The sequence below is a fragment of the Aquitalea sp. S1-19 genome (genome assembly GCF_024343515.1).
Genome location: NZ_RJTZ01000011.1, coordinates 18,745 through 40,293, shown reverse-complemented (window position 1 = coordinate 40,293; position 21,549 = coordinate 18,745). Strand labels below are relative to the sequence as shown.

Genomic DNA, 21,549 nt, shown 5'->3' with positions numbered 1-21,549 from the left:
CGGTCAGTTCAATGCCAGCGCGCGCACGCTGTCGTGCGCGTCCAGCTGTAATTGCGCCAGTGTGGCGGCGCTGATACGCAGCCCGCCATCCACCAGTTCGGCATCGGCGACCAGCACGACAAAATCCTCTGCGCACCGGTTGGACAACATGAAACGCATGCCGCTACGGACCTCACCCACGCATAGCCCCAGCACCCGGCTCTGGCTGACCGTCCTCAGCTGCGCTATTTCACCGCGCAAAACGGGCCCGCCATCGAACAGGTCGATATAGCCGCTGGCGTGCAGCCCTTCTTCGTTCAATAGGCGCACCGCCCCCATCGAGTCGGGGTGGACCTGCCCGATGGCCGCACGGGCAGCGGGCGGCAGCATATCGGTAAACACGGTCTGCTGCGGCATCAGCGCGGCAATGGCTGCGCAAGCACCGGTACCGCGCAAATAATCGGCACGGGCAAACTCGGCATGAAAAAACTGCCGCCCCAAGCCATTCCAGAACGGCGAGACGCCGCTGGCATCGTTGATGCCACGGATTTCGGCGGTCAGCTGCGGGGCAAAAAGATCGGGAAAATCGGCGATAAACATCAGGCGCGAGCGCGACAGCAAGGCGCCGCGTCCCATGGAGCGCCATGCCGGCGCCAGAAACAGCGTGCACAAGGCACTGGCACCGGTCAGATCATTGCCCAGCGTCAGCGTCGGCAGGCGCCGGTCTATGCCGGCTTCGCGTGCCATGCGCACCGTCAGGCCCTGACGGTAGTAATAGCTGGGCTCCTTCAGGCCAATCGCACCTTCCAGCCCCGACACACCAATGAGCTCGCCATCTTGCTCCAGCACAAACAGCCAGCTGCGATGCTCGGACGCCGGCCCCGAACGCAACGAAGCTTCGATGCGGCGCGCGAGCACTTCCTCATGATGCGGCAAGGTCGTCAGGCCGATGCCGCAATCAGCGGCCAGCGCCATCAGTGCCGGCAGATCCTCGCGGCGAATAGAACGTACCCGCATCAGGCACTCCTTTCTTGTGTCTGCCACAGGGGCACCGCACGCACGCACTCGCCGGCGCGCACGCCCAGCGCCGCTGCCGCCTCGCTATCCAGTTGCAAACACCCGGCGACAAGCACTCCTGGCACCACAATGGCCCGAAAATCCTGCAAACGCTGGTTGGCAAGCAAAAACAACTCGCCCTCACCCAGCGACGGCGCAACCTCTACCGCCAATACGCTACTGGCGGCCACGCTATAGAGCGAGGAGAGGCGGCCAAGCAAAATAGGCCCGCCATCGAAGATATCGATATAGTTTTCGCTCTCGAAACCTTCACGCGACAGGATGTCGTACGGCAGCAAAGAGTCATCCCCCACCTCGCCCATCACCGATTGCGCCTCATCCGACAACAGCGGCACATAGACCGGCTGCTGCGGCATCAACTCACCCAGAAACTTGCGCCCGCGCGCGCCGCACAGTGCCTCGGCTTCGTGGTAGTCCAGCCCGAAGTAAACGCGGCCGACCGAATCCCAGAACGGCGAGCCTTGTTCCTTATCCCCCACTCCCAGCATGGCGGACACCACGGTGTCGGCAAAACGTGCCGGCCAATTGGCGGCAAACAACAAGCGCGCACGCGACAGCAATTCGGACTCGGGCGTGTCCACCAGATCCGGGCGGATATAAAAAGACACCATCAGCGAGTGTGCGGTCAGGTCATGGCACAGGGACAGGACATGAATGTGATTGACGATGCCCAGCTCGCTGGAGGCGTGCACCAGCGACTCGTTGCGAAAACTGTAAAAAGGCTCGTTAAAGCCGGCAACCGCATTCAGGCCGCACACGCCGGCCAGCTCGCCGCTTTGGCTATCTTCCAGCACGAAGAAGTAGCGCTCCTCACCGCGAAAGCCCACCTCGGCTGCCAGCGAGTTCTCGCTGGCCAGAATGCGTTCAAGCAAAACCTGCCGGTCAGCCGGCAAGGACGTGACGCCAACCGGGCTGGCCGCAGCCAGCCGCTCGATTGCCGGCAAATCATGTACACAGGCGGGGCGTAGCACAAACATGATCAATCTCGCTAAAACAGGCCGCTTCAGCCCGGTGGGATATCCACGATTCTAAACCAGGGAAACAGCTCACAATTGTCCGCTGGCGACAGCTTGTTTCAGCTGGCGCGCTGGGCACTACGCCGCTCGTCGCGCGGGGTATGGCCAAAATGATTGCGATAGGCGCTGGAAAAGTGCGGACCGGAAGAAAAACCGCACGACAGCCCGATCTGGATGATGGATTTGCTGCTTTGCCTGAGTAACTGGCGTGCACGCTCCAGCCTCAGCTCCAGGTAATACTGCGAGGGAACCCGGTCCAGAAACTGGCGAAACAGCCGCTCGAGCTGGCGACGCGAAATGCACACCAGCTGTGCAATCTCGTCGGTGGTCAGCAGCTCCTCCAGATTCGCTTCCATCAGCTGCACGGCGCTGACCAGCTTGGGATCGGCGGCACCGATGCTGGCCATCAAGGGCACGCGCTGGCGCTCGTCGCCACGGCGCTGGCGTTCCATCAGCAAGTCTTCGGCCACGCTGCCGGTTGGCGGTGCTTCCGGCAAACGGCTGATCAGGTGCAACAGGCAATCGGCCAATGCCAGGCCCCCGGCGCAACTGGCGTGGCCGTGCTCCAGCGCATAGAGCTGGCCGGACTGCGCGATGGCGGGATAATACTCGGCAAAACCTTCAGCCAGCGTCCAGTGCACCGCCACACGGCTGGCGCCATACAGCCCGGCAGCCGCCAGACTGAACACGCCGGCACGCACACCGCACAAGAGACTGCCCGCACGCGCACACGCGGCCAGCTGAGCCGGCAGTGGCGACGCTGCCGGCATTTTTTCCGGCATTTCACCGGCCAGTACCAGCAACAAGCTGGCACCAGGCAAGGAGCTGTCAAAAACGGCATCAACCGCCCATGCGCGCCCGGCGGCCGCCCTGACCGGCAGGCCATCGACCGAGACCCAGTGCAGGGCAAAGCGCGCGCGCCGGGCATTAAAGGTCGCCACACAGTCGGACACGATGCCGGCTTCGGTTTCGCTAAAACCCGGCAACAGCAGGACGCGAATCAGAGTGGCAGGCGTATCAGCCATCACCGCAATCAGCGCGTTTTGCTCAAAAACTGCTGCAGGCGCTCGCTTTGCGGATTGGCCAGAATCGCTTTCGGGCAACCCTCTTCCTCGACCCGGCCCTGATGCAGGAACATCACATGGTTGGCCACATCACGGGCAAAGCCCATCTCGTGGGTCACCACCACCATGGTGCGGCCTTCCTCCGCCAGCGTACGCATCACCTTGAGCACCTCGCCCACCAGTTCCGGGTCCAGCGCCGAGGTCGGCTCGTCAAACAGCATCACCTCGGGCTCGACCGCCAGGGCGCGGGCAATCGCCACACGCTGCTGCTGGCCACCGGACATATGCGCCGGATACTTGTCCTCGACGCCGGACAGGCCGACCTTGGCCAGATAGCCACGCGCACGCGCCACCGCCTCGTCCTTGTTCACGCCCAGCACATGTACCGGTGCTTCGATAATGTTTTCCAGCACCGTCATATGCGCCCACAGATTGAAGTGCTGAAACACCATGGCCAGACGCGAGCGCATCTTTTGCAACTGCACCTCGCGCGCGGCCTTAAGCATGCCGTCCCTGGCTTTGACCAACTCCAGCTCTTCACCGGCCACAACGATGCGACCGGTATGCGGGCGCTCCAGCATATTAATGCAGCGCAAAAAGGTACTCTTGCCCGAACCGCTGGAGCCGATGATGCTGATCACGTCACCGGCGCGAGCAGTCAGCGAGAGCCCCTTGAGAACTTCGTGGCTGCCGTAACTCTTGTGCAGGTTTTCCACCTGCAATTTCACGACCCGGCCGGCGGGTGACAGCCCCGTCGGGGCGGGCATGGTGGCGGCAGTTTCACCGCTGAACTGGCTGTTTTGTACTTCCATCATGATTCTCTCCTGGCGAGTTCTTGCTGACTCTTGTATGGAACGGTTGGGGGGATGGCTCAGGCGCTAAGCAGATAACCACGACGAAATGGAATGCTACCTGCAATTTTTCCAAGATTCATCCCGGCAATTGCATAACGGCGACTCTCACGGGCATAAAACACCCCGCTCACCGTAGACTTCAACAACACCACGGCGCCGGATAAGGGATTAATCAACTCACACACGGTTTGCCCCACCTCGATCCACTCGCCAACGCGGGCCCGGTAAACGATCACGCCAGGCACCGGCGCAATCAGTGTCTCGGAACCGGTCAGCGGTGTAGCCTGACAACGCGCGGCGGGCAGCGCAGGTTTTTCACCGGCGATCACGCCGCGGTAAACCAGAAAGTCAAACAGGCGATCGGCATCCTGTTCGGCCAGTTGATGGCAAACCTCGGCCTCGCCGCGCAACTCGACTGTCACGGCAAGACAAGCCAGCGACAGCGGGATATCGTCAGGCAGATGCTCTCCCAGTTTCCACCAGATCTGGCTCATGGCTTCATCAAAAGACTGGCCGCCGCTCCCCTTGGCATGCAGCACCGCTTCGGCCTCCATCAAACGCGACAGCGGCTCCAGCTGCTCAAGATACGGGGTTTCGCTATACAAATGCAGCACCGCCTCGAAGTCGGCATGCAGATCCAGCACCACATCGGCGTCAAAGGCCAGCGACACCAGGGCGTGGCGCAAGCCCGCCAGCTCGGTAGCCGGTGTCTGCGCCGCCAGAAACGCGCGCATGGCCGCGCGTACCAGACGCGTATTGCTGTCTTCGTCGGCCCCCAGTTGCGCTCGCAGCGTTTCGCCCAGTTCGGCATAAAAGTCGGGATAGTGGCGGTTAAAGTTTTCACCGCTGGCAAAATCGAACCGTCCCATGGCATCGTGCATCAGGCTTTGCTCAAGCCCGACAGGATTGGCAACCGGCACCAGCACCACTTCGCCTTGCAAGCGTCCGGCCGCTTCTGCCTGAGCCAGACGGGCCTTAAGGTGATGGCAGACCAGCAGCCCCGGACTCTCGTCGGCATGCAGGCCGGCCTGGATATACACCTTCTGGCCCTGGCCGGGCTCGCCAAAATGAAAACTCTCGATGCGACGCTGGCTGCCAAGGCTCTTGGCTGGCAAAGGATGATGTTGAATATGCATGACGGGCCTCAATGACTGCGTGGGGCAAGATAAGCCAGATAGCGGCCTTCCAGTTTGCGGAACACCCGCACCAGACCCCAGGTCAGCAGCAGGTAGATCAGTGCAGCCGCGAGGAAGGGCTCGAACGGCATGTAATAGGTCGAATACAGGCGATCTGCTGCGCCGGTGATATCAAGCAGGGTGACGGTACTGGCCAGACTGGTGGCGTGCAGCATCATCACCACTTCGTTGCTGTACGCAGGCAGGCTGCGACGCAAGGCTGAAGGCAGCAGGATGCGCCGATACAGGGTAGCGCGGCTCATGCCCACGCTCCTGGCTGCCTCGACCTCGCCATGACTGGTGGCACGGATGGCACCGGCCAGCATTTCGGTGGTGTAGGCGCAAGTATTGATCGCCAGCGCCAGCATGGCGCAAAAGCTGGCTTCGGACAGCAAGGGCCAGGCCAGGCTGTCGCGCACTACGGCGAATTGCGACAAGCCGTAATAAATCAGATAAAGCTGCAACAGCATCGGCGTGCCGCGTATCACATAGGTGTACAGCCAGACCGGACCATAGAGCAGCGGGCTCTTGGCCACGCGCAATACCGCCAGTGGCACCGAGACCGCCAGACCACAGGCCAGCGACACCAGCAACAGCTTGAGGGTCGTCAGCAGGCCATCGGTGTAGAGCTTGAGGTTGTCGGGTTCGATCAGCATCGTAAAGTCCAGCATCAGATCTCTCCCATACGCACGCCGGCCGAATAGCGCTTTTCCGCCCACTTCAGCAACAGCAAGGATACCGAGGTAATCGCCAGATACACCGCACCAACCACCAGCAGATAGGTAAAGGGTTCGCGTGTGGCGGCACCGGCTTCGCGCGCGCGGAACATCATGTCCTGCAGGCCGATCACCGACACCAGCGCGGTCGCCTTGGTCAGTACCAGCCAGTTATTGGTGTAGCCGGGAATGGCAAAACGTATCATCTGCGCCAGGATGATGCGCAAAAACACGCGCGGACGGCTCATGCCGTAAGCCCAGCCGGCTTCCCACTGCCCTTTTGGCACCGCCATGATCGCGCCACGGAAGGTTTCCGACAGATAGGCACCATAGATAAAGCCCAGCGTCAGCACACCGGCGATAAACTGGTTGAAATCAATGGCAGGCAAACCCAAAGCCTCAAGCAAGGCATTGGCGGCAGTCTGTCCGCCATAAAACACCAAAAGCATCAACACCAGATCAGGCACCCCGCGTACCAGCGTAGAGTATGCCTCCGCCACCCGGTTAAGCAGCAGATTGGGCGCCAGACGGCAGGCGGCACCAATCAAACCCAGTACCGTGGCAACGGCCAGCGAAGACAATGCAATCTGTAGCGTGGTGGTCGCACCGGCAACGATATAGCCCGTATAGCCTTCAAACATTGGCCATCCTCCTTAAATTCGTCCGGCCGGCAGCACGCTGACTACGGGCCGCCGGCACGTCGTCAGGGCTTAGGCGCCGTAAGCGTCGAAATTGAAATACTTGTCGTTCACCTTCTTGTAGGTGCCGTTGGCACGGATGGCCTTGATCGCACCGTTAAAGCCGTTGCGCAACGCATCGTCACCCTTGCGTACCGCGATGCCGGCCCCCAGGCCGAAGATCGCCGGATCCGCCAGCACCGGACCGATAAAGGCATAGCCCTTGCCTTCCGGCTTTTTCAGGAAACCGACCGAGCTCTCCACGCTGTCGGCTACCGTTCCGTCCAGACGACCGGCATTCAGGTCCAGATACACCTGCTGGGTGCTGTCGTAGGGCACGACAATGGCGCCGGCCGGGGCGTAATATTTCTGTGCGTATTTCTCCTGGATCGAAGCCTTGAGCACACCGATCTTCTTGCCCTTGAGGCTGTCCGGCGTACCTTTGACCGAGCCTGCCTTGGCGATCAGGCGCGATGGGGTGTGGTAGTACTTGTCGGTAAAATCGACCGCCTTCTTGCGCTCGTCGGTGATGGTCATCGACGAGATGATCGCATCGTATTTCTTGGCATTCAGCGCCGGGATGATGCCCTTCCAGTCCTGCTCGACAAACACGCACTTGACCTTCATCTGCGCGCACAAGGCGTTGGCCATATCGATATCGAAGCCGACCAGCTTGCCATCGGCACTCTTGGACGCGAACGGCTCGTATGCTGCTTCGACGCCGATGCGTACGGTTTTCGGCATTTCGGCCTGGGCAAAGCCGGCAACTGACAGCGCGGCAACAAAAGATAGGGCAAGCTTCTTCATCTGTGTTTCTCCTAGAGGGTGATTGGGCCGTTCTTGTCGATGACGGCTTATCCGGCGACGACGCCAGCGTGTGCCGGAGCACGTGCGCAGATTAAAGCACCGCAGGGGCCTGCCACTGTTACAGCGAGGCGACAACTTGTTACATCAATATTAATTTGCCATAACACTTGATCCGCCTGCGAGCAGCCAAGAAAAAAGGCAGCCCACAGGCTGCCTTGCTGAAGGGAAGTGGCGCTTACGCCAGCGCGTGCGCCACGTAAGACTTGACCGCCGCCGCATCGGCGCCGAATTCGACCACGCGTTGCGGCAGATCTTCTATGCCCTCGAAACCGGCCGGGCGTGGCGGTTCGCGGTTCAGTGCCTCGCGTATGGTTTCGGCGAACTTGGCCGGCAGCGCGGTTTCCAGACAGACTATCGTTTCACCCGCCTGACGCAGTTCGCGCGCGACCTTCACCCCGTCGGCGGTGTGGGTATCGATCACCACGCCGTCTTCGCCATCCACCTGACGGATGGTGGCCAGACGATCGGCGTGGCTGCTGGCGCCGGACACAAAACCGAATTCGCTGCGCACCGCATCCAGACGCGCCGACAAGTCGAAACCGCGGCCGGCGTCGACCTCGCTCCACAGGCGGGCGACTTCGGCACCATCGCGGCCGACCAGATCGAACACGAAGCGCTCGAAGTTGGACGCCTTGGAAATGTCCATCGACGGGCTGGAGGTGACGAAAGTCTGTTCGGTGCTGCGCGGACGGTAAACACCGGTCTTGAAAAACTCGTCCAGCACGTCGTTTTCGTTGGTGGCGACGATCAGGCGCGCCACCGGCAGCCCCATCTGGCGCGCGATATGGCCGGCGCAGACGTTGCCGAAGTTGCCCGAGGGCACGCAGAAGCTGACCGCTTCGTCGTTGCTCTCGGTCGCGTTAAAGTAGCCGGCGAAGTAGTACACCACCTGCGCCACTACCCGCGCCCAGTTGATCGAGTTGACGGTGCCGATCTTGTACGCAGCCTTGAAGGCGTGGTCGTTCTGCACCGCCTTCACGATGTCCTGACAGTCGTCGAACATGCCGTCCATCGCGATATTGTGGATATTGGCGTCGGTCAGGCTGAACATCTGCGCGCGCTGGAAGCTGCTCATCTTGCCCTTGGGCGAGAGCATGAACACATTGACGCCGACCTTGCCGCGCAGCGCATATTCCGCCGCCGAGCCGGTGTCGCCGGAGGTGGCGCCCAGGATGTTGAGCGTCTCGCCGCGCTTGGCCAGCACATATTCGAACAACTGACCGAGGAACTGCATCGCCATATCCTTGAACGCCAGCGTCGGGCCGTTGGACAGCTCAAGGAGCTTCAGTCCGTCGTACAGCGTCTTCACCGGCGTGATCGCCTCGGTCCCGAACACCTCGCGGGTGTAGGTGCGATCCAGCATGGCCTTAAGATCGGCCGGCGGAATGTCGGTGGCGAACAGGCTGAGGATTTCGAACGCCAGATCCGCGTAGCTTAGGCCGCGCCAGGCATCCAGCGTCGCGCGGTCGATCTGCGGATAGCTTTGCGGCAAGGCCAGGCCGCCATCGGGCGCGAGCCCCATCAGGATGGTGTCGGAAAATTCGAGCGGCGCCATCTGGCCGCGGGTGCTGATGTACTTCATGGTTTCTCTTTTATTGTCTATTGCAGATGCCGGCCCAGATACAGCAGGCTGCGGCGCACACCATCAAGCTCGGCCACATCGGGCAACTCGCCCCAGCGCGCATAGCCGTGCTTGGCAAACAGCGCGACCGATGGCGCGTTGTGCGCGAACACCAGCCCGACCAGGGTACGGATACCGAGCGCGGGCGCGGCCTCCTCGGCAAAACGCAGCAGGCGCCCACCCAGACCCTGGCCGCGCGCGGCCGGGTCCAGATAGATGCTGATCTCGGCGGTCGCGGCGTAGGCGGCGCGGCTATGGAATGCCGACAGGCTGACCCAGGCGATCAGCGCGCCGTCCTGCTCCACCACCCAGATCGGGTGCTGCGCCGGGCTATGCGCGGCAAACCACCCCTCGCGCTGGGCCACGCTGACCGGCGCAAGGTCCGCCGTCACCATGCGCGAGGCCACCGTCGAGTTGTAGATTGCGACGATGGCCGGCAAATCGTCACGCGTGGCGTGACGGATGCCCAGCTCAAGCGCCAGCTCAGCCATTGAGCTCTTCCATACGCAGGCGCACCACTGGTGCGTTTACGCTGTCCAGCGCCTCGATCGCGGCAATGGCGGCGTTGACCTGCTTCTCGACCACGCGATGGGTCAACAGCACGATTTCGGCCGAGCCATCGGATACCGAGCCCTTCTGGATTACCGCCTCGATCGAAATATCGTTCTCGGCCAGCAAGCCGGTGATCTTGGCCAGGACACCGGCGCGATCGCTGGCGCTGATACGCAGATAGTAGGAGCTGACCACTTCATCCATCGGCAGGATGCGCAGGTCTTTCAGCTGGTCCGGCTGGAAAGCCAGATGCGGCACGCGATGCTCGGGGTCAGCGGTCAACAGGCGGGTGACGTCGACGATATCGGCCACCACGGCAGAAGCGGTTGGCAGCGCGCCGGCACCGGCACCGTAGTACAGGGTCGGGCCGATGGCATCGCCCTTGGCCAGCACCGCATTCATCACGCCGTTGACGTTGGCGATCAGGCGGCTTTCCGGAATCAGCGTCGGATGCACGCGCAGCTCGACACCGGCTTCGGTGTGGCGGGTCAGACCCAGCAGCTTGACGCGGTAGCCCAGTTCTTCGGCGTACTTGATATCGCGCCCTTGCAGCTGGCTGATGCCCTCTAGGTAGCAGTGCTCGAAATTCATCGGGATGCCGAAGGCGATAGACGCCATGATGGTCAGCTTGTGGCCGGCGTCGTGGCCTTCGACGTCGAAAGTCGGGTCGGCTTCGGCATAACCCAAACGCTGCGCCTCGGCCAGTACCTCGGCAAAGCCGCTGCCCTTCTCGCGCATTTCGGTGAGGATGAAGTTGGAGGTGCCGTTGATGATGCCGGCGATCCATTCGATGCGGTTGGCGCTCAGGCCTTCGCGCAGCGCCTTGATGATAGGGATGCCGCCGGCAACGGCCGCTTCAAACGCTACCATCACGCCTTTTTCCTGCGCGCGGGCAAAGATCTCGTTGCCGTGCAGTGCCAGCAGCTTCTTGTTGGCGGTCACGACATGCTTGCCGTTGGCAATGGCCTGCAGCACCAGATCCTTGGCGATGGTGTCGCCGCCGATCAGCTCGACCACGATATCGACCTCGGGGTGGTTGACGATGGCGAAGGCGTCATCGACCAGCTCGACCTCGGGGCCGACCGCTTCGCGGGCGCGCACGAGGTCGCGGTTGGCGGCCATAAACAGGCGGATTTCACGGCCGGCACGGCGGCTGATTTCGTCCGCGTTACGTTTCAAGACGACGGCGGTGCCACCACCAACCGTCCCTACCCCCATCAGGCCAATATTGATCGGCTTCATATCGTTGCTCCTATGCTTGTTTTCTTGTTGGCAGCAGGGTGCACTGCCGTGCCCCTGCTCATGTCTGCATCGCCGTGCGCTTAGTTGGTACCGTGGCGCAGGCGGTAATTTTCCAGGAAGTGCCCCAGGCGCCCCAGTGCCTCGGTCAGATCATCCGTATTGGGTAGAAATACCACGCGGAAGTGATCCGGCGCAATCCAGTTAAAGCCGGTGCCTTGCACCAGCAGCACTTTTTCCTGCTGCAGCAACTCGAGAATGAACTGCTGGTCGTTGACGATCGGATACACCTCGGGGTCCAGCCGTGGGAACATATACAAGGCTCCCATAGGCTTGACGCAGGACACGCCGGGCATATCGGTCAGCATCTGGTAGGCCAGATCGCGCTGGCGTGCCAGACGCCCGCCCGGCGCGACCAGATCATTGATGCTCTGGTAGCCGCCAAGCGCAGTCTGGATCGCATACTGGCCGGGCACATTGGCGCACAAGCGCATCGAGGCCAGCATATTCAGCCCCTCGATATAATCCTTGGCGTGATGCTTGTCGCCCGACACCGACATCCAGCCGGCACGGTAGCCGCAGGCACGGTAGTTCTTGGACAGGCCGTTCATGGTGATGCACAGCACATCGGAAGCGAGGCTGGCGATGGACACATGCTTGGCCTCGTCGTACAGCACCTTGTCGTAGATTTCGTCGGCGTAGACGATAAGCTGATGGGTGCGCGCCACCTCGAGAATCTGCTCCAGCAGTTCCTTGGGGTAGATGGCACCGGTCGGATTATTGGGGTTGATCACCACGATGGCACGCGTCTGCGGCGTGATCTTGGCCTTGATGTCTTCGATGTCGGGAAACCAGCCGCGGCTCTCGTCGCACACATAATGCACGGCACGCCCGCCGGACAGGCTGACCGCCGCCGTCCACAAGGGATAGTCGGGTGCCGGCACCAGCACTTCGTCGCCATTGTCGAGCAAAGCCTGCATCGCCATCACGATCAGCTCGGACACGCCGTTGCCGATATAGATGTCCTCCAGCCCCACCCCCGGAATGTTCTTTTCCTGGGTGTAATGCATGATGGCCTTGCGCGCGGCAAACAGCCCCTTGGAGTCGACATAGCCCGAGGCGTTTTGCAGATTGGCGATCATGTCGGCATTGATTTCGTCCGGCGCATAAAAGCCGAACGGTGCCGGGTTGCCGATATTGAGCTTGATGATGCGATGGCCTTCTTCTTCCATCTTCTTGGCGTGCTCGAGCACCGGACCGCGGATGTCGTAGCAGACGTTGGCGAGTTTTTGGGATTTACGGATAGCTTGCATGTCGGATGTCGGTCCTTGCCGACCATGCCCGGCCGCGCAGCAGGACATGATTCGGGAGAGTCAAAATAGCGGACTCACGCCCAGCGTGAGTCGAGTCATTTATAATCCTATCCCAAATCGGTGCTGCGCTGCACTAGCCTCTTCACTCAGCCTTACGGACACGCACATGAAACTGCATCAAGCCCAAGTTACCGGCCACAATCTACTCACCGGCTACGGCGAAGGCTTTGTCGAAATCAATCAGGTACGCCACGAGGGCGCACTGATTATTACCGGAGACGAAGTGCAGCCCTGGCAGGTGGGCAGCTTTGCCGAACTCACGCCGGAAAACTTCGCCGCCCTGCTTTCCTTCAGCCCGGAAGTGGTGCTGTTCGGCAGCGGGCACAAACAACGCTTCCCGCACCCGCGCCTGTATGCCGCGCTGTCAGCCCAGCATATCGGCGTCGAAGTGATGGACACCCAAGCCGCCTGCCGCACCTACAACATCCTGTACGCCGAAGGCCGCAAGGTGCTGGTCGCCTTGTTGTCGTAAAAACGGTTTTCACACATGCAAACCCGGCACCATGACAGCCGGCGCCCACACCGCCGGCGGCGTGCATCAGACGGAGAAACAAGATGATTCGTGCTCAATACCACTTTCGCGCCACTGGGCATGGTCTGCTGGCGTGGGATGTGCGGCGTCTGATCGCCTTAAGCGACGGCCTGCCGGTAAAATCCGTAGACCTTGGCCAGATTGCCGAGCTGAATGAAAACCACTGGTATCAACACGGTCATGTTGTCCCGACCTGCAACAGCGTGGTCGAACACTGCGCACTGATACAAGGCGCCGATCTGGCCTACCCGATCATTCTGGACAGCGCCGGCCGGGTCATGGACGGCATGCACCGCGTCTGTAAGGCACGGCTACAGGGGCTCACCCGCATTCACGCGGTGCAGTTCGCCGACGACCCGGCTCCTGACTACATCGACTGCGATCCGGACACCCTGCCCTACGATGACTGAGCATGCGGGTTGACGCTGCACCTCCGCAGACTACAACCGCCTGACACACAAACGCCCCGCGCCCCGGACAAGACGCGGGGCGCCAACCCTGCTTTTTGTGACGGTTACGGCCGGCTTACAGTGGGCACGCCTCGCCCTTCTCGCCCTGTGCCGCACGCTCGCCACCAAAACTCTCATAGGCCATCAGCGCCTCGGCCGCCGTCATCAGCGACGGCCCGCCGCCCATATATACCGCCACCTGTAACATCTCGAGGAACTCGGCGCGGGTGCAACCCAGCTCGACCAAGGCCTTGGAATGGAAAGCCAGACAGCCCTGGCAGCGCCCGGCAATACCGATCGCGATGGCAATCAGCTCTTTATTCTTGTTGGACAAAGCACCGTCGGCATGTGCCGCCCGGTTCATCTGGCCAAAACCCTTCATCGTGTCCGGAATTTCGCGGCGCAGTTCGGCCAGCTTGCCGCCCAGCGCGGCGGTCAGATCTTGGTAGTTGTGGCTCATGGTGGGCTCCTTCGTTAGCAGTTTTTACATTATGTATTTTTATATATCGAATAGCAAGCCCCTGCCTTGACCGATGTGCGGCCGACGCGACACCCGGCTACCGGTGTGCGGAGCAAGCACAGCACGCCACGAAAACGGACAGCAGAAAAGTCAAACGCATATAATGCAGACGTTTAAATGACAAAAAATAAAAATGAACGACAAAATTCTGCTGGATCGGGGCAACACAGAGTCGCTGCTGAAAAACCTGGTGATCCCGCCACGCCCGGTGCTGCTTGAACAGCTGGAAACGCTGAGGCAGGCCGGCAACATCAACCCAGACAGCCTGGCGCAACTGATCGGGCAGGATTTGGCACTCTCGGCCGCCGTACTCAAGGCAGCCAACTCGCCGCTGCTGGGGGCGCAGCGCGCCATCACCTCGGTGGTGCAGGCCATCAGCTTGCTGGGCACGCAAAGCGTGATGCACCTGGTCAACGCCATGGTGCTGCGCAGCCAGTTCTCGCAACCGTCCAGCCCCGCGCTTGAAGCCTACTGGGACGAGTCAGGCACCTCCGCCCTCTTGGTCAACCAGCTGGCACGGCTGGTGCAGGCCTGTCCGCAAGACAGTCAGAGCTTCGCGCTGTTCCGCGGCTGCGGCATCCCGCTGATGCTGCTGCACTTTCCCAAATACAGCCAGACGCTGGCCATGACCGCCCGCACCCGGGATAACCAGATCTGCGCCATCGAACAGGCCCTGCACAACACCCACCATGCGGTGCTGGGCTATCTGCTGGCGCGCGCCTGGCACATGCCGAAAAATTTCTGCCGCGCCATCCTCGAGCAGTACGAAGCGGACGCCTTTGAAAGAGCGTCGTCCCGGCTGGGCGACGAAGCCCTGCGCATGATCGCGCTCGCTCGCTCCGCCCGCCATGTGTGGCGGACGCAGACCGACCTTGAGGCCGACCCGGGCTGGAACGACGTCGGCCCGGCCATGCTGGCGTACCTGCAGTTGGGAGAGATCGAATTTCAGGACTGGCGCTCGACCATGCACGACACCCTGCTCGCTTGAGCCGTCCGCGCATGCGTAAGGTAGGGTGGGTTAGGCGGCTGACCGAGCGCGGCAAGCGAAGCGGCGCGAGGGAATAGCCGCCGTAGCCCACCGCCACGCCGCCATCTGATTGGTGGGTTACGACCTGCAACCTAACCCACCCTTGCTGGGAACTGGGAACTGGGAACTGGGAACTGGGAACTGGGAACTGGGAACTGGGAACTGGGAACTGGGAACTGGGAATCAGCGTCGAGGCTGATCTGGCAGCGAGTCAACATCACAGAGATTGGTGCGCGCTAAGTCTCTCGTTCCACAATGCGGACATGCACCTTCACGATACCGCTTTCTTGCCACACACCTTGCCTGAACTCGGGGCGCGACCGGAGATTACCCATAACATTAGAAGCCTCCGTAAATCTCGATGCTCTCCATGCGCGATGCTCGACCCGACCATCTTTATAGTAAGTTGTGATCTGCGCTTGGTGATGTGCGAGCAACTGGCTCCTGAACTCTGCTAATTGCATTGGTTCCAAAGTTATTGGCAAGAGACCACCGGTGGTTTCAATTACTTGCGTAGCCTCAGCAGAACCGACTCTAGGAAGCAGTTCATGATCTTTTGCGGGATATGGATCGTGTTCTGCGTCATATTCCTTATGGCATTGCCGGCACAAAATCACTACAGCCTTTTCTACTGGATCGTGCTCGAACTTAAAGTCTCTTTCGAATTGCTGTAGTTCAACCGTTATTACACTGTCTGCTGAAATCGACGAGAGTAAAAAATCGATGATCTGATTCCGGTCTCTACCCTTCACATGGGCTGCTTCTAAGTTATCCCTACAACCACAATGCTCGCACGCACCAACAGCAGCCTTGTGTTTCTTGGTTATCATCTGTACAAAATTACGCAAACGTGGACCTATGTAGCGTTTGAATTCGCTGTTTGTTCCTGTGAAGGTTGGCACTTAAATTTCCTAAAAACGCGATGAGTGAACGCGTAGGGTGGGTTAGGCGGCAACGCCGCCGTAACCCACCGCCACGCCACCACCGGATTGGTGGGTGACGGCCTGCGGCCTCACCCACCCTACGCGGGAACTGGCACACGGGATGGAGCAACGACAGCAAAATGGACAATGGACAAGCCATGCAAAATAAATGCAAACACCCTGTTTTGATGTGTACCATTTGGGGCACAAATTGCGACACGGCTGAAAAATCATCAGAAACAATGGTGGCGGGCATTGTTATACACACTGAACAATCCGATATGCACCTGAGCGGTGTGTACATTTAACGTTAGGCCTCACAAATGCACCTCTTCGGCAGCACCGACTCCGGACACTCCTTCAAGGCCAAGTTGTACCTCCAACTGTCCGAGGTCGCACACAACTACGAGTGGGTTGATTTGAACTCACCGCGGTCGAGTCGGCCCGCTCACTTTCAAGCAGCGAGTAAGTTCGGTGAAGTTCCCGTTCTCATAGACGAGGGCCTCTCGATTTGCCAATCCAATGCCATCCTGCTGTATTTGGCTGGCAAAGTCGGCAAGTTCGCAGGCACGGCCGAAGAGCAGCCTCATGTTCTGGAGTGGCTGTGGTGGGAGGCCAATCGCATAGGCTTCAGCGTCCCAAACCTCAGATACGCAATGAGATGGGCAAAGCAACCTCCTGAAGTGATCCACTACCTACATAGCCGAGCTGTCGCGGATCTAGATACTCTGAACAGCGCGCTTGGTAGGTCGGAGTACTTGTTGCCTTCTGGCCCCACCATCGCGGACATCAGCTGCTCGGCCTACCTCTACTGGCTGGAGCAGGTAGGAATGTCCAGCGCTGAGTATCCAAACATCGAACGCTGGCTGAACTCCCTTCAGCACCTGCATGGCTGGGAGCATCCAAACACGGTGCTTCAACCACGACGCGCGGGTGAAGCCTAACCCCTCGTTCAACCAGACCCGCTACGGCGAGCGCCGGTTAACTCGAACGTTAGCGCGTAGGTGGGTTAGCCGCTGATAAGCGGCGTAACCCACCGCCAAGCGTCCAACCTGAAGGTGGGTTACGGCCTTTGGCCTAACCCACCCTACTCTGGGGTGGCTCCCCATAAGGTTGGCGATTCGTCACGTAGGGTGGGTTAGCCGCCATCGGCGGCGTAACCCACCACCCTACAGCACATCCTTCAGCAGCAACGCCCCCAACAGCAGCGCGATCAGCGCCAGCAGGAAGTTTTGCCGCTTCTGTTCGCGCATCAGTTGCATATAGCCCGCCACCATCAGCTCGGACGATTTGCCGGACAAGGCTTCGTTGAGTTTGCGCGGCAGGGTCGGCAGCGTGGTCGCCCATTGCGGGGCTTCGTTTTTCAGGGTGCGGATGAGGCCGCGCCAGCCTATCTGCTCGTTCATCCACTTCATCAGGAAGGGCTTGGCGGTGTCCCACAGGTTGAGGTCGGGGTCGAGCTGACGGCCCAGACCCTCGATATTGAGCAGGGTCTTTTGCAGCAGCACCAGCTGCGGCTGGATCTCGACATTGAAGCGGCGGCTGGTCTCGAACAGGCGCAACAGCACCATGCCGAAGGAGATCTGGCTTAGCGGCTTGTCGAAGAAGGGTTCGCATACGGTGCGCACCGCCGCTTCCAGCTCTTCCGGGCGGGTGTCGGCCGGCACCCATCCCGATTCGATATGGGCGGTGGCGACGCGGTGATAGTCGCGGTTGAAGAAGGCAAGGAAGTTCACCGCCAGATAGTGCTTGTCGGTCTCGGTCAGGCTGCCGACGATGCCGAAATCGAGCGCGATATAGCGCCCGTCCGGCGCGACAAAGATATTGCCCGGGTGCATGTCGGCATGAAAGAAGCCATGGCGGAACACCTGGGTGAAGAAGATCTCGACACCAAAGCGCGACAGCTGCTTGAGATCGACCCCTTCGGCGCGCAGGCGCTCGATCTGGCCGATCGGTGTGCCGTTCATCCATTCCAGCGTCAGCACTTCGCGGCAGGTCGCGTCATAGAACACTTCGGGCACCACCAGCATGTCGGAGCCTGTGAAATTGCGCCGCAACTGCGAGGCGTTGGCCGCCTCGTGCATCATGTCCAGTTCGTCATGCAGGTACTGGTCGAACTCGGCCACCACCTCGCGCGGTTTCAGACGCTTGCCGTCGGCCAAAAAGCGCTCGACCCAGCCGGCCAACGTGTTCATCAGCGCCAGATCCTGCTCGATCACAGGCTGGATGCCGGGGCGCAGCACCTTGACCGCCACCTGGCGGCCACGACTGCCATCAGACTCGCGCAAATACGCCTTGTGCACCTGAGCCACCGATGCGCTGGCCACCGGCACATCGTCAAAATCCACATAGATCTCGTCTACGCGCCGACCGAAACCCTGCTCGATCACCTGACGCGCCAGCGCACCGTCAAACGGCGCAACTTTGTCTTGCAGGCGCGCCAGTTCATCGGCGTAATCGGGCGGCAACAGGTCGCGCCGCGTCGACAAGACCTGACCAAACTTGACGAAGATGGGCCCCAAGCTTTCCAGCGCCAGACGCAGGCGTGCCGGCAATGGCTGTTCCGGTTTGGGGCGGCCGGGCAAAAAGCGCAGCAGGCGCGGGACAAAGCCCAGGCGGGAATGGCCGGCAAAAAAGTCATCCAGGCCAAAGCGGTATAAGGTAGAAACGATTTTCAGCGAACGCGACAGACTCATCAGGACAACTTTTTGTTTGGGGTGGGTGCCAGCGCTTCCAGACGCGCCAGGCGTTTTTGCAGACGTTCGCTATCATCACGCAGGGTATCGACCGCCGCGACAAACTGCGCGACATCCTGCCGCCTGGCCAGCAGCGGGACTTCATCGCGCAGGTGTTCGATCCAGCTCTCCAGCAGGCGGCCGCCGATCTCGCCCTTGACACCCAGGGCGCTGCGCACGGTGCGCCCGACGCGATGGGCGAGGCTGTCGCCGACGATGCGCGACAGGTCTTCTTCGGCATCCCAGTGCAGGCGCGACAATAAGGCGGCCAGCGACGAAGCCAGCACGCCATCACCGTCAAACGCCACATTGCCCATGCCGGCCGGCTGTCCGCTGATGGCGGTGAGCACGACCCCATGGCTCAGGCGCACCGTGGCCTCGGGCTCGCCCTGACAGGCGGCCAGATAGCCCGCCTCGGTGACCACGCCGCTCACCGTGACCGGTGCCAGCCTGATTGCCACCCGCCGCCCGGCATGCGCGGCCAGCTCGGCGCGCACTTGCGGGTGCTGCCCCAAGAGATGGTTGAATGCCAATAGCGAAATCTGCATTTAATGCCCCTTGCTGGCCAGACTCAGCAAGATCGTTCCGGCCACAATCAACACGATACCCGCGGTCTTGGCCAGCGAAACGCTCTCGCCAAACACCAGCACGCCAACCAGCGCCACCGCCGCCATGCCCACGCCGCACCAGATGGCGTAGACGATGCCGACCTCGAGCCGCTGCACCACTTGCGACAACAGCCACAGCGAACAGCCGTAGCCGCACAGCACCAGCAAGGTCATCAGCGGGCGGGTAAAGCCCTCGGTCAGCTTGATCGAGCTGGTGGACACCACCTCGACCAGAATGGCCACGCCCAGCAGCAACCAGGTCGGGATCAGCGCCAGCATCAGAATTTGTAGCCCTTGTGCAAGGCCACCACACCGGCCGACAGGTTGTGATAATCGGCCTTGCCGAAACCGGCATCCAGCATCATCTGTTTGAGCGTGTCCTGATCCGGATGCATGCGGATGGATTCGGCCAGATACTGGTAGCTGGCGGCGTCATTGGCGATCAGCTTGCCCATCAGCGGCAGGGCCTTGAACGAATACAGATCGTAAACCGGCGACAGCGGCTTCCACACTTTGGAGAACTCCAGCACCATCAGCTTGCCGCCGGGCTTGAGCACGCGCAGCATTTCCTTCAGCGCCAGATCCTTGTGCGTCATGTTGCGCAGGCCGAACGCCACCGACACGGCATTGAAGTAGTTGTCGGGGAACGGCAGCTTCTCGGCATCGGCCAGCGACACCGGCAGCATCAGGCCTTCATCCAGCAGACGGTCGCGCCCCACGGTCAGCATCGACGAGTTGATATCGGTCAGCCACACTTCACCGGTCTTGCCCACGCGCTTGGCCCAGCCGCGCGCCAGATCGCCGGTACCGCCGGCAATATCCAGCACCTTGTCGCCGGGCTTGACGCCGGAGGTGGTCAGGGTGAAATGCTTCCACACCCGGTGCAGGCCCGCCGACATCATGTCGTTCATCACATCGTATTTTTGTGCCACCGAATGAAAGACCTCGGCGACCTTGTCGGCCTTCTCGCTTTCCGCGACGTCTTTAAAGCCGAAGTGCGTTGTTTTTTCCATGTCCTATTCCCCCCTGCCCGCGCCGGCTGCGGCGAGGCGATCCAGATAATCCTGCCAGTTGATCTCGTAATGCTTGCCCAGCTGGTACAGATAGTCCCAGCTGTAAAGGCCGCTGTCGTGACCGTCGTCAAACACGATCTTGAGCGCGTAATGCCCGACCGGCTCCATTGCAGTTATCGCCACCTGACGCTTGCCGGTCTGCAGCGTCTCCTGCCCGACGCCATGGCCGCGCACCTCCGCCGAAGGCGAGTACACGCGCAGGTATTCGCACGGCAAGGTAAAGCTTGCGCCATCATCAAAGGCAATTTCCAGCCGCTTGCTGATGGCGTGCAGCTTGATCTCGGTCGGCATGGGGCTGTTCGGTTTCAGGCCGGACATGGACTCTCCAGTTTAAGAAGACAGGGGCTTTCCAGCACGGACGGCTCAGCCGTCCTTGCGCTCCAGCAGCATGGCGTCGCCATAGCTGAAGAAGCGGTATTCCTTTTCCACCGCATGCACATAGGCGGCACGCATCTCGTCGTAACCGGCAAAGGCCGACACCAGCATCAGCAAGGTCGACTTGGGCAGGTGGAAATTGGTCAGCAGGCGGTCAACCACATTGAAGCGGTAGCCCGGCGTGATAAAGATATCGGTCTCGCCGCGCCCGGCGACCAGCGCCCCACCACGCGCAGCGGACTCCAGCGCGCGCATGCTGGTGGTGCCGACCGCGACAACTTTATGCCCGGCAGCGTGCGCCTCTTCGATCATGACGCGCGTTTGTTCGGGGATATCGTAGATTTCGCTGTGCATCTTGTGATCGGCAATATTGTCGACCCGTACCGGCTGGAAAGTGCCGGCACCGACATGCAGCGTGACGTAGGCAAGCTTCACCCCCTGCGCCTCAAGGCGGGCCAGCATCTCGTCGGTAAAGTGCAGACCGGCGGTCGGTGCGGCGACCGCACCTTGCTCCTTGGCATAGACGGTCTGGTAACGCGAGTCGTCATCGCTGTCGGTGTCGCGCTCGATATAAGGCGGCAGTGGCAGCTTGCCCGAGGCTTCGAGGATATCGAACAGGTTTTCTTCGGCGAGAAAGCGCAGCTTGAACAGCTCGCCCACGCGCTCGACCATCTCGGCCTGCCAGCGTCCGGCAAATACCAGACGCGTGCCCGGCTTGGGTGACTTGGAGGCGCGCACATGCGCCAGCGCCGTGTGCTCGTCCAGCACGCGCTCGACCAAGGCTTCAATCTTGCCGCCCGAGGCCTTTTCACCAAACAGGCGCGCCTTGATCACGCGCGTATCATTGAATACCAGCACATCGCCGGCAGACAAAAAGCCCGGCAGCTCGGCAAACAGGGTGTCGGATAGCTGCTTACCTGCGACATGCAGCAGACGGCTGCCGCCACGCACTTCAGGCGGATGCTGGGCAACCAGATGTTCGGGCAGGTGGTAATCAAAATCGGAAAGCTGCATGGCGGCGCACATATAAGGCAAATGAAGGCGATTATACCCGTGCCATTCACTTAGCGGCACGCCGCTTGCATGACCATGCTGCC

Annotated in this window: 24 protein-coding genes; 4 read left to right on the top strand and 20 right to left on the bottom strand. The window is 60.8% G+C overall.

Going from position 1 to position 21,549, the window contains the following annotated elements; genetic code table 11:
- Window positions 1-3 precede the first annotated feature (3 nt).
- The 12 genes from EGI20_RS03155 to EGI20_RS03100 all read right to left on the bottom strand — a co-directional run bounded on the left by EGI20_RS03155 (window position 4) and on the right by EGI20_RS03100 (window position 12,150).
- On the bottom strand, window positions 4-996 hold the full coding sequence (locus EGI20_RS03155; RefSeq protein WP_498629548.1) for an arginine N-succinyltransferase: 993 nt from the start codon (window positions 994-996) through the stop codon (window positions 4-6).
- Entirely contained in the window at window positions 996-2,033 is a 1,038-nt protein-coding gene (locus EGI20_RS03150) for an arginine N-succinyltransferase (protein WP_498629546.1), read from the bottom strand. Before EGI20_RS03150 ends, EGI20_RS03155 begins: the two co-directional genes overlap by 1 nt.
- A 98-nt stretch (window positions 2,034-2,131) precedes the next feature.
- Window positions 2,132-3,097, bottom strand: coding sequence for a GlxA family transcriptional regulator (locus EGI20_RS03145; RefSeq protein WP_498629545.1), 966 nt, complete (start codon window positions 3,095-3,097; stop codon window positions 2,132-2,134).
- Between the two features lie 8 nt (window positions 3,098-3,105).
- Window positions 3,106-3,903: an ABC transporter ATP-binding protein gene (locus tag EGI20_RS03140; protein WP_498629567.1), complete on the bottom strand. Its 798-nt coding sequence runs from the start codon at window positions 3,901-3,903 to the stop codon at window positions 3,106-3,108.
- A 104-nt stretch (window positions 3,904-4,007) separates the two neighbouring features.
- Complete coding sequence (locus EGI20_RS03135; RefSeq protein WP_498629543.1) at window positions 4,008-5,126, bottom strand: succinylglutamate desuccinylase/aspartoacylase family protein; 1,119 nt, start codon at window positions 5,124-5,126, stop codon at window positions 4,008-4,010.
- An 8-nt stretch (window positions 5,127-5,134) separates the two neighbouring features.
- Window positions 5,135-5,836 carry an ABC transporter permease gene (locus EGI20_RS03130; RefSeq protein ID WP_498629541.1) on the bottom strand — a complete coding sequence of 234 codons (702 nt, stop codon included), beginning with the start codon at window positions 5,834-5,836 and terminating at the stop codon, window positions 5,135-5,137.
- Window positions 5,836-6,522 (bottom strand): ABC transporter permease, encoded by a 687-nt coding sequence (locus tag EGI20_RS03125; RefSeq protein ID WP_498629539.1) that lies wholly within the window; start codon window positions 6,520-6,522, stop codon window positions 5,836-5,838. The genes EGI20_RS03130 and EGI20_RS03125 overlap by 1 nt, the downstream gene beginning before the upstream one ends.
- Window positions 6,523-6,591: 69 nt before the next feature.
- Window positions 6,592-7,365 (bottom strand): ABC transporter substrate-binding protein, encoded by a 774-nt coding sequence (locus EGI20_RS03120; RefSeq protein WP_498629537.1) that lies wholly within the window; start codon window positions 7,363-7,365, stop codon window positions 6,592-6,594.
- Window positions 7,366-7,600: 235 nt separating this feature from the next.
- Window positions 7,601-9,007 (bottom strand): threonine synthase, encoded by a 1,407-nt coding sequence (gene thrC, locus EGI20_RS03115; RefSeq protein WP_498629536.1) that lies wholly within the window; start codon window positions 9,005-9,007, stop codon window positions 7,601-7,603.
- 17 nt (window positions 9,008-9,024) lie between these two features.
- On the bottom strand, window positions 9,025-9,537 hold the full coding sequence (locus EGI20_RS03110; RefSeq protein WP_498629534.1) for a GNAT family N-acetyltransferase: 513 nt from the start codon (window positions 9,535-9,537) through the stop codon (window positions 9,025-9,027).
- Window positions 9,530-10,840, bottom strand: a complete 1,311-nt coding sequence (locus EGI20_RS03105) for a homoserine dehydrogenase (protein ID WP_498629532.1) — start codon at window positions 10,838-10,840, stop codon at window positions 9,530-9,532. Before EGI20_RS03105 ends, EGI20_RS03110 begins: the two co-directional genes overlap by 8 nt.
- Window positions 10,841-10,920: 80 nt before the next feature.
- Window positions 10,921-12,150: a pyridoxal phosphate-dependent aminotransferase gene (locus EGI20_RS03100; RefSeq protein ID WP_124736462.1), complete on the bottom strand. Its 1,230-nt coding sequence runs from the start codon at window positions 12,148-12,150 to the stop codon at window positions 10,921-10,923.
- Window positions 12,151-12,316: 166 nt separating this feature from the next.
- Here EGI20_RS03100 and EGI20_RS03095 point away from each other — a divergent pair, with 166 nt between their 5' ends.
- Together EGI20_RS03095 and EGI20_RS03090 are read left to right on the top strand one after the other, a co-directional pair.
- On the top strand, window positions 12,317-12,682 hold the full coding sequence (locus EGI20_RS03095) for an Mth938-like domain-containing protein (RefSeq protein WP_498629530.1): 366 nt from the start codon (window positions 12,317-12,319) through the stop codon (window positions 12,680-12,682).
- A gap of 83 nt (window positions 12,683-12,765) precedes the next feature.
- Window positions 12,766-13,152 (top strand): ParB N-terminal domain-containing protein, encoded by a 387-nt coding sequence (locus EGI20_RS03090; protein WP_498629528.1) that lies wholly within the window; start codon window positions 12,766-12,768, stop codon window positions 13,150-13,152.
- Window positions 13,153-13,267: 115 nt separating this feature from the next.
- Here the strand turns inward: EGI20_RS03090 and EGI20_RS03085 are convergent, their stop codons facing one another.
- A complete protein-coding gene (locus EGI20_RS03085) occupies window positions 13,268-13,651 on the bottom strand; it encodes a carboxymuconolactone decarboxylase family protein (RefSeq protein ID WP_498629526.1) in 384 nt (127 codons plus the stop codon).
- A 193-nt stretch (window positions 13,652-13,844) separates the two neighbouring features.
- Between EGI20_RS03085 and EGI20_RS03080 the strand changes: the two genes are divergently transcribed.
- A complete protein-coding gene (locus tag EGI20_RS03080; protein ID WP_498629524.1) occupies window positions 13,845-14,699 on the top strand; it encodes an HDOD domain-containing protein in 855 nt (284 codons plus the stop codon).
- 275 nt (window positions 14,700-14,974) lie between these two features.
- Here EGI20_RS03080 and EGI20_RS03075 read toward each other — a convergent pair whose 3' ends face one another.
- Window positions 14,975-15,640 carry a hypothetical protein gene (locus EGI20_RS03075; protein WP_498629522.1) on the bottom strand — a complete coding sequence of 222 codons (666 nt, stop codon included), beginning with the start codon at window positions 15,638-15,640 and terminating at the stop codon, window positions 14,975-14,977.
- Window positions 15,641-15,984: 344 nt separating this feature from the next.
- Here EGI20_RS03075 and EGI20_RS03070 point away from each other — a divergent pair, with 344 nt between their 5' ends.
- Window positions 15,985-16,605, top strand: a complete 621-nt coding sequence (locus tag EGI20_RS03070; RefSeq protein WP_498629520.1) for a glutathione S-transferase family protein — start codon at window positions 15,985-15,987, stop codon at window positions 16,603-16,605.
- Between the two features lie 225 nt (window positions 16,606-16,830).
- Here EGI20_RS03070 and ubiB read toward each other — a convergent pair whose 3' ends face one another.
- From ubiB to queA, 6 genes are read right to left on the bottom strand one after another with little or no spacing between them, the layout of a single operon-like run.
- Window positions 16,831-18,357, bottom strand: a complete 1,527-nt coding sequence (gene ubiB, locus EGI20_RS03065) for a ubiquinone biosynthesis regulatory protein kinase UbiB (protein WP_498629518.1) — start codon at window positions 18,355-18,357, stop codon at window positions 16,831-16,833.
- Entirely contained in the window at window positions 18,357-18,944 is a 588-nt protein-coding gene (locus tag EGI20_RS03060; protein ID WP_124736457.1) for a ubiquinone biosynthesis accessory factor UbiJ, read from the bottom strand. Before EGI20_RS03060 ends, ubiB begins: the two co-directional genes overlap by 1 nt.
- Window positions 18,945-19,283, bottom strand: coding sequence for a DMT family transporter (locus EGI20_RS03055; RefSeq protein ID WP_124736456.1), 339 nt, complete (start codon window positions 19,281-19,283; stop codon window positions 18,945-18,947).
- The gene (ubiE, locus tag EGI20_RS03050) at window positions 19,283-20,017 is read right to left on the bottom strand and encodes a bifunctional demethylmenaquinone methyltransferase/2-methoxy-6-polyprenyl-1,4-benzoquinol methylase UbiE (protein ID WP_498629515.1); all 735 of its coding nucleotides are present in this window, start codon (window positions 20,015-20,017) and stop codon (window positions 19,283-19,285) included. Before ubiE ends, EGI20_RS03055 begins: the two co-directional genes overlap by 1 nt.
- A 3-nt stretch (window positions 20,018-20,020) precedes the next feature.
- On the bottom strand, window positions 20,021-20,395 hold the full coding sequence (locus EGI20_RS03045; RefSeq protein ID WP_498629513.1) for a gamma-butyrobetaine hydroxylase family protein: 375 nt from the start codon (window positions 20,393-20,395) through the stop codon (window positions 20,021-20,023).
- Between the two features lie 45 nt (window positions 20,396-20,440).
- A complete protein-coding gene (gene queA, locus EGI20_RS03040) occupies window positions 20,441-21,466 on the bottom strand; it encodes a tRNA preQ1(34) S-adenosylmethionine ribosyltransferase-isomerase QueA (RefSeq protein ID WP_498629511.1) in 1,026 nt (341 codons plus the stop codon).
- Between the last annotated feature and the right edge of the window lie 83 nt (window positions 21,467-21,549).